Origin of the sequence: Nesterenkonia haasae, from assembly GCF_010119385.1 — a bacterium.
In the GTDB taxonomy this organism is placed as follows: Bacteria; Actinomycetota; Actinomycetes; order Actinomycetales; family Micrococcaceae; genus Nesterenkonia; species Nesterenkonia haasae.
The window spans coordinates 135,089-142,778 of record NZ_VFIE01000023.1 but is presented as its reverse complement, the minus strand read 5'-3'; the positions used below and the strand labels follow the sequence as shown (position 1 = coordinate 142,778).

The 7,690-nt window shown below is 59.1% G+C and carries 9 protein-coding genes and 1 pseudogene; 5 read left to right on the top strand and 5 right to left on the bottom strand.

Translation table 11 applies throughout. The annotated features are described in order from the left end of the window. Positions 1-337: pseudogene (locus FH975_RS11890) on the top strand (hypothetical protein); the annotation flags it as partial. 201 nt (positions 338-538) lie between these two features. Here FH975_RS11890 and FH975_RS11885 read toward each other — a convergent pair. The 4 genes from FH975_RS11885 to FH975_RS16335 all read right to left on the bottom strand — a co-directional run bounded on the left by FH975_RS11885 (position 539) and on the right by FH975_RS16335 (position 4,305). Continuing rightward, positions 539-2,017 (bottom strand): ATP-dependent nuclease, encoded by a 1,479-nt coding sequence (locus tag FH975_RS11885; protein WP_162321509.1) that lies wholly within the window; start codon positions 2,015-2,017, stop codon positions 539-541. 280 nt (positions 2,018-2,297) lie between these two features. Beyond that, positions 2,298-2,741, bottom strand: coding sequence for a hypothetical protein (locus FH975_RS11880; RefSeq protein WP_162321508.1), 444 nt, complete (start codon positions 2,739-2,741; stop codon positions 2,298-2,300). 341 nt (positions 2,742-3,082) lie between these two features. Next, positions 3,083-3,571 carry an AlbA family DNA-binding domain-containing protein gene (locus FH975_RS11875; RefSeq protein ID WP_162321507.1) on the bottom strand — a complete coding sequence of 163 codons (489 nt, stop codon included), beginning with the start codon at positions 3,569-3,571 and terminating at the stop codon, positions 3,083-3,085. Positions 3,572-4,020: 449 nt separating this feature from the next. Next, the gene (locus FH975_RS16335; protein WP_328821875.1) at positions 4,021-4,305 is read right to left on the bottom strand and encodes a winged helix-turn-helix transcriptional regulator; all 285 of its coding nucleotides are present in this window, start codon (positions 4,303-4,305) and stop codon (positions 4,021-4,023) included. A 35-nt stretch (positions 4,306-4,340) separates the two neighbouring features. On the opposite strand from FH975_RS16335, the gene FH975_RS11865 reads away from it, so the two are divergent. Together FH975_RS11865 and FH975_RS11860 are read left to right on the top strand one after the other, a co-directional pair. After that, positions 4,341-4,679 (top strand): nuclear transport factor 2-like protein, encoded by a 339-nt coding sequence (locus FH975_RS11865; protein WP_162321506.1) that lies wholly within the window; start codon positions 4,341-4,343, stop codon positions 4,677-4,679. A gap of 4 nt (positions 4,680-4,683) precedes the next feature. Then, positions 4,684-5,802 carry a DNA alkylation repair protein gene (locus tag FH975_RS11860; protein ID WP_162321505.1) on the top strand — a complete coding sequence of 373 codons (1,119 nt, stop codon included), beginning with the start codon at positions 4,684-4,686 and terminating at the stop codon, positions 5,800-5,802. A gap of 1 nt (position 5,803) precedes the next feature. Here FH975_RS11860 and FH975_RS11855 read toward each other — a convergent pair whose 3' ends face one another. Further along, the gene (locus FH975_RS11855) at positions 5,804-6,004 is read right to left on the bottom strand and encodes a hypothetical protein (protein ID WP_162321504.1); all 201 of its coding nucleotides are present in this window, start codon (positions 6,002-6,004) and stop codon (positions 5,804-5,806) included. Between the two features lie 204 nt (positions 6,005-6,208). On the opposite strand from FH975_RS11855, the gene FH975_RS11850 reads away from it, so the two are divergent. Together FH975_RS11850 and FH975_RS11845 are read left to right on the top strand one after the other, a co-directional pair. Continuing rightward, entirely contained in the window at positions 6,209-6,922 is a 714-nt protein-coding gene (locus tag FH975_RS11850; RefSeq protein ID WP_162321503.1) for a hypothetical protein, read from the top strand. After that, entirely contained in the window at positions 6,923-7,336 is a 414-nt protein-coding gene (locus tag FH975_RS11845; protein ID WP_162321502.1) for a hypothetical protein, read from the top strand. Positions 7,337-7,690 lie beyond the last annotated feature (354 nt).

Genomic DNA, 7,690 nt, shown 5'->3' with positions numbered 1-7,690 from the left:
TGTAGGTGTCGGTGCGACAGTGGTGCATTCAACGACGCTTGGGATCGCGGCCTCGTGCGTGGTCTGCTCTGTGGTGGGATTGTGGCTCTCACCTGTATTGGCCGAGGCCTACCACCAAGTCCGAGTAGCTGTTTCCGCGAGGTTCAAGGTCACCATGATGACGGTATTCGCTGGCGGCACCAGTGTAGGTGTCGGTTTTGGAGCTCCCTTGGGGACGAGCCTTTCGGCCGCCGGTGACCCTCAATGGGGATTCTTAGGACTCGTGGCGGCCGGCGTCGTGTTCATTCTTGCAGGGGTCATCCTCTTGAAGCTGACTTTAGGCAGACCAGGATCGTAAGTTCTCAGTTCGCCAGTGGTTGTGACGCAGCTCGTGGCTCCACCGATCATTCCGTATATGAGCGATGCCGCCCCCGCTCCTGGGATGTGGACCGTGGGACGGTCGCCAATCGGAACCGGGAATCGCGTAAGTATGTTCTGGCGCGCAAGCATCTGGCTGTTATCTCGTCTCTTACGTATCCCGAGTCAGACGTGTTGCTCCTCAGGTCGCGGGAGCGGAGTTAATGTCCTTCACAACCCCGATGAGGTTTTGGATCGACTCCTGGAGCTCATCTTGGGTGAAGTCGGGATTCAGCGAATTCTCTGGATGATGGATCGCATTCCTCACGTACACAGGTAGCGTCCTTTGGTCACTCTGTGCGGAGTTGCGCACCCAGGTCCTTGTCTGTGGGATGCCCTTCTGCCTGAGGTAAGAATCTATCTCTTTCTCACTGGCGAACTTGTCGTTGCTCTTCTTCGACTCCAGATGCTGCTGCACGTACCCGAAGAGCTCGTTATGGAAGTCATTGCTGCACACTTCGAATGCTTGGTAGTTGATCTCGCCCCACGTGGGCTCACCCTTGCCGAAGAGCCCGAAGGTCGTTGATGGATGGACTCGTCGATTCTCGCCCTGTCCGGAGAGCACTGTGAGCAGATGGTGCTGTGGGTCAAACTTCCGGATGAGGTACGGCGAATGGGTGATGATGAAGACTTGCTCTTGCTCGCCGATTCTGCTCAGCGCCTCTCCCAGCTTCAGCTGCGCACTCGGGTGGAGCCACGTCTCGGGTTCGTCAAGCATGAGGATTAGGGGTGTGTGACTGCTCGCCTCCGTAAGGGCCCCAGAACGTGCGTAGAGCTGGATGATGCCGAGGGCGATGGCCCGTTGCATACCAGTGCCCTTTCCGCTGACCGGTGTCTCACCGGCTCCGTCGTCGACATGGAGACGCCCCTGCTTCATGAATACGCCGGCGTCGGGTAGGCCGAAGTCAAAACGATAATCGGCTTCGCCGTACTGCTCGTCCACCAGTTCCTTGAGTCCGGAGGCTAGTTCCTTCGTCTGACCCATGAAAGATTCCTCTGAGTCGTGAGAGAACGCCTTCTCGTGTGCTTCAGTGAGAGCCTTCCATGGTGCCGTCTCGACGAATCGCTGGAACGAGGAGTCGAGCAGCCGGCCCAGCGTCTTGGTGCTGGCGAAATCGATGTGGTCCCCGGGGTGGGCATCGGCCCATATAGCCTCGAAGTCGAAGATCGCCTTGACTTTCGCGTCTATCCCGGTGACGTTTTCGAATTGCCCCCTTTGTGGGTGCCAGAAGCAGACGGCCTTCACGTCGACCTTTTTATCCTTGCCGGACTGTTGGACCGTTCGCTCCTCGCTGCTGCGCTCCAGTCGAAGGATGGGCTCCCCGGCGTCTTCGAAGACGAAATCCTTGAGCACTTTGAACTTGTCCCGCTGCACCAGCTCGTCGACCTTGCCGGCGATGTCCACCACAACTCTTGTCGGTCTCGCGTCTGCGGTGTAGAAGGTTTCGGGTGTCCACTTCGTGGCTGACGGTCCCTCGAACACGAACAGCAGTGCTTGGAGCACGGTCGACTTGCCGCTGTTGTTGTCACCGACGAAGAAGTTCACGCCCGGTGTCAGGTCGAACTGGTGCTTCCCCCTAAAACTCTTGACGTTTTCCAGCGTGACTCTTTTGATGTGCATGAATGCTCCAAACGCTCTGTTCCACTAGGACGATGTGAGGACAGTGCCTCGTTTCTGAGCGTATAGGTGACCTGTGACACGTGGACGCCTCTCGTTGAATGTGTCTTAACCGCCGAAACTTGTCACGGTCGTGCCGTGTTACCAGGACTCGGTCACTGGCGAGCTAAAGGCAGCAGCGGTGAAGGTGCGTATTCATAAGTCGCCGTCCCGTGCGCAATTCAGACGGTGCAGAATCCTCAAGCACGGCTGGCAAAACCGGTGAGTCACGTCGCGACGGTGTTCAGTCGAAAGCTTGGTCCTGGATTCCCCGAAGAAGATCTGTGGTCACTCCTATCCATCCGAACCTTAGGAGAAGCTCGCGTGCCGCCTCGGCCGCCGTCTGTCGGAAATCGACTGTGCCAATGTCGCTGGGCAAGGTAATTGAGTGCTCCCAGGTGCCTCCCGTGAACTTGTAACCCCGGTGAAAGCCAGATCTACGTGGGTCGGCGACTACAAGCTCCCACGGTTCCTCACTTTCGAATCTGAACTGCACTGTGAACTCTTCGTCTCGTGCGATGTCCCCTTGTAAACGCGTGGCTAAGAGCACTGCCTCAGCCATAAAGAGCACAGGGAAGTAGGCGGGCAAGTACTTTCCGCTTTGGTCCTGGCTACCGAAACCATCCCAATCCGGTCCGTAATGCGTAGGTAGAGGATGAGCGCTAATAAACTGGCCCGACTGGTGCATTGACCAAGTTTCTGGGTGAATCTGCAGGTTCGTTTCCTCAACCCAACTGGATCGAAATTGTGGAGACTCGACGAAGGGTAAAGGCCAGCCCCGGAGTCGTACCGCGTTGTTCACCACCAGAGGGACAAGTGCCCCATAGCCAAGACGTTCAGGCGTATATCTGGTTGGTCTGATTGATGCCGATATATGTGCGGACTCCATGAGCCCGGAGCTGCCAGACGCCTCGCGGAATGCCCCGACTTCACTCTCGTATTGCTCTGTGTCGGAGATTGTCGCTGGCTCCACTGTGAGACCGGCCCGATGAGCCGTGCGAAGAAAGGCGTGTAGCTGTTTCTCAGCTGCTAGTTGAAGAACCTCTCGCAATTCGTTCTGCGTGTTTGAGCGAGAACTCTCGGGCTTAGCCATGGATCGCGTGTACAGGTGGCCCCGGAAGATCTTTTCCCGTAGTCGCGGTTGCTAAGTATTGGCACTTGGTCGAATTCCGCTACTTCAATGACGATGACCGCAGCACCAGACGGTAGATGACGCTCTTCTAGTCGGAGCGTTAGGGGCGGGTCCGCGTAGACATTGATCTTTTGCATGACGGTGTCATAGCTCAGCCACTCTCTGAGATGCTGAGGGTCGATTCCACCACTATGACCACCAGGGTCGTTGTCAGCGACACCGATGACTACATGTCCACCGTCGCGCTGATTCGCCAGTGCTATGCATGCGCGAGCGACTGTGGCCACAAAGCTCTCAGTATTTGTCGAGCCAGTACTCTTAAACTCGATACTGCGTTGCTCGGCACCAGTTGCCACCAGTGCAGCAAGCTCTTCATTGGTCAGCATTACCCGATCTTAGTAGCCCTACGAAACGCGTTCCTGTCAGCCTCGCGGACTCGACTCAGACGTATTCGTCAACTACTCCGCATGTGTCCAAAGTGTGTCCAAGTAGCCTCACGCAAGCCGCCGACCAGGCCTTTTGTCCTTCATTCCGGGCTTTGCAAGCCGGATGTCAGGAGTTCTAGTCTCCTAGGCTCCACATAGTCATCAGATGGGGGATGTTAGCCCGTTCTGAAGCCGAAGGCTAGAAAACCCGATTTCAGTTTCTGCCCGGCTCCGCGCACAGAGAGAAGGCCCGGTCAGGCCAGGGGAGAGTCGGCGTGAGCGCGGGTTTTCTGCGGTCTTGGGGAGGGCTTGTATCGGGCTCGCATTTCAGGGCCGGCGGCCGGGCCTGCTGTGTACCGATAGCGGGCGTCTGTCACAGGGGTCCCTGTGTGCGGGTCCATGACCTGCGGCTAAACCTCTCGCCCGGTCTGTTGGTCCACCAGGACCATGGAGCGCATCTCCGGGGCAAGCTGGGCGTTTCTCCACGCCACCATGGCAACTAAAATGGGGCGCAGTGATCTGCCGCGCTCAGTGAGGACATACTCATGGCGCACAGGGCGTTGCTGGTAAGGCCTCCTCTCCAGGAACCCGTTCTGCACCAGGGTCTTCAGGCGGGAGCTCAGCATGGAGGAGGACAGCCCGATATTTTCCTGGAACTCATCAAACCGCGACTGAAAGTTGGCAGTTGCTTCTATATTAGAAGCAACCTCTCTTCCTAGGAAAGCGCCCTGTGAACAGCACTAGACACCCAGTCCCACCCTCCGTCCGCATATTCGTCGAGAAGCACCCCCAAGGACCAGTCCCGGAAGTTCTTGAAGTCTTTTCCCCCGACGCTGTTGTCACCGACATTGAGCATGCAGACAAGCCGCCTCGGGTAGGCCACGACGAGATCCGAGAGTGGCTTGCCGACACCGCGGCGGCCTTCAGCTTCAAGGCCCATATCATTGGGTCAGCACAGTCCACGGTAGAAGTCCGCATCGAAGGAGACTTCCCGGGGCGAACAGCTGACCTGTCCTTTGCCTACCAGCTGGACGACGCAGGCCGCATTGCTCGCCTCGACATAGGCTGAGCCCATGCCAACTGCTGATGAGCTCATCGGGCCCGAAGTGGTTCAGTCGCTTCTTCGATCTATCCGTTCGAGCACAGGGCGAGCAGTCAAAGAGCTTGAAGCCGCACAGGAAACCTTGGACGGGCTTTCGCTGCGGGAGCGTTCCGATCGGCTGCGGGATGCTCTGCTCGTGGACGTGCCCGGGGATTACTGGGCTCTGCAAGAAACGCTGCGCCGAGCCAGCACCGATCCTGAATTCAGGGGGTGGCTGATCTGGCCGGTGACCAGTGCCGTCGTAACCCGTGCCGCCCAGGAGGAGTCGGCAGAATCGTTCCAGGACGCGCTGGAGCTGCTGGCCGAGCTCACCAACCGGCTTACCTCAGAGTTCGCCATCAGGACACTGCTGCGTCAAGACCTCAAGGGTGCCTTGGCGACCATCCAGGGGTGGGCTGAATCTGAGGATGAGCATGTGCGGCGCCTGGCCAGCGAAGGCACTCGCCCGTATCTGCCTTGGGCCGTGCGAGTGCCGGAGCTGACGGCGTCGCCCGGTATCACCATTCCGCTTTTGGACGCTCTTTACCGGGACGAGAGCGAGTATGTACGGCGCTCTGTTGCGAACCACCTGAACGACCTCAGCCGTGACGCCCCCGAGCTGGTACTCAAAACCGCAGGGCGATGGCTGGAGGCACCAGCAGAGACAACAATGTGGGTTGTTCGGCACGGGCTGAGAACTCTCATCAAGAAGGGATACCCCGGTGCGCTGGAGCTCCTCGGCTTCGGGCCCGTGTCAGCAGACATAGACGGTCCCCATGTTGCGGAGAGCGAAGTGCCTTGGGGCGGCAGTGTGAAGTTCTCCGCCACGGTCCGCAATACGGGCACAGAGTCGGCAAAGCTTGCGATCGACTACATCATCCACCACCGCAAGGCCAACGGCGCGCAGTCAGCAAAGACCTTCAAGCTCACCACGCGCATCCTGGACCCCGGTGAATCGATGATCGTCGAACGGGAGCACTCATTCCGTGCCATCACCACCCGTCGCTACTATGCAGGGCCCCACGCCGTCGCCCTCCAGGTGAATGGGCAAGCCACAGAGCCGGTCTCATTTGATCTCCGCGGGCCTGAGAAGTCGTCACGCTCCTCTTGAACTAGGGTGGCCGGCCAGTCTCGGCCCTCGGTGACCTTGACATCGAGTTCAGTGTCTCTCTTGTGTCGATGCCCCTGGCGGTGATCCGCCACATATGCCGCTCCAGCAGTTCGACGGCGTCAGTCTCGGGCAGCCGACGCAGGTTCTCCCACCACGGTTCGCGTCGACCGACCCAGTAGATCGGGGGCTCCACAACCTTCATGCGTCGGTCGCGGAAGATGAGCTCCGCCGGGGCTCCGCGCTCTATGTCCAGACCTGCGCTGACTCCCTGCTCGCAGGCCCAAGGGTAGACCGACGATCTGACGCACGAGGTTGGGACTCTTTGAGGCCGCCAGGAGGGCGTACATGGAGAATGTGAAGCCTGATGCTGCGACTGGGTGCGCCGGTCTTAAGCTAATCTCATTCCATGTCCAGCCGACCCAGTGCCGCCGCGGAGTTCCCCAGCGACCACCTCGACCGACGCGTACAGGTGGTGGCTGACTTCGTTGGCACCCTCGATCAGGAGGACTTCGTCGACGCCCCTGCTGGCTGGCCCGATGAGATCTCCACCGCTCTGCTCGACGCGGTGTATTCCGCTCAGCAGCGGTATCACTCCAACACCCCAGGGGCCGGTGTCTACAACCGGGTTCTGGCCTTTCGCCAGGAGTTCAGCAAGCGTGACTCTGAGCTGCTCAACGACCTGTCGCGTCTGGTCACCGTTGAGGAGTCAGAGATCCGCTCGATCATGGGTAACAACGTCGTCTCCGACGGCAAGAGCACGCCCAAGAGCGTGGCCGTTCGCCATGCGGCTGCCAGGCTGCTAAAAATCTCTGTGGGCCGCGCTTCCGACCTTCACGACGCCAAGCCCGAAGACGTGAAGAAGGCCTACACCGGCGTGCCCGGGCTGGGCTGGATCACCCATGAGTACTTCCTGATGCTGCTGGGCCAGCCCGGAATCAAAGCTGATGTGATGATCACCAGGTTCGTCAATCACGCCCTGTCCACCCAAGGCCTCGGCCCTGTGCATGCCCACGAGGCAAGTTGGATCATCAAAACGATCCACGCCGAGACGGACGCTGCCAGAGGCGTGGGCCTGGGCCACTTTGACCACATCCTCTGGCGCTGGCAAAGAAGCCGCTGAATGGCAGAACGCATCCTGACTGAGAACGAAGTCGTCGACGCTGTACGGGCGTACCTGGTCCAGCAAGGTTGGGAGATCCTCTCCTTCGCTCATGGGCAGAATCCCGGGTATGACATCCACGCAGCGCAGGGGCAGCGGGAGTTGATGGTTGAGGCAAAGGGCGCCGGGAGTGGCACACCTGGAACTCAGCGCTACGGTAAGTTGTTCACCCAGGGTCAGGTCATCACTCATGTCTCCCGCGCTGTCTTCGTCGCACTGGAGCGGTTGAACGAGGGGTATGAGTCAGCCATCGCTCTGCCTGACAATGCACGTCACCGTGCTGCCATAGGACGTGTGAGCAAGCCGCTAGCTCAGTTGGGGATCTCGGTCTACTACGTCACGGATAACAGTTCGATTAGGCTCCACAGTCGCTGAAGCTACTTCCGCACATCAAGCAGCGGCGTCAGCAGCACTAGGGCGGGCGCCACCCTGATGTGGGGGAGCTTTCCGATCATCGGTCCGGGAAGATTGCCGGGCACAGCTCCTGCTGGGCGTTTTCGGATGTGCTGACCACTTCCCATTTGCGTGGTCACCGCGAGTCAGATTCCATAGAGACTTGCCGTATCGGAACTTAGGAAGTGTGGGTGGAGCAACTGCGCTGTTCTGCATGGTGGTGCCAACCTGGCCCGTAGCTACGCTGAGGAGGATGAGCCAGGAGAAGAAGACCACTAAGACTGCCGTCTGGTATTCGGTAGCGGCGACCTTCGCGGTCGTGAATGGCCCCATGCT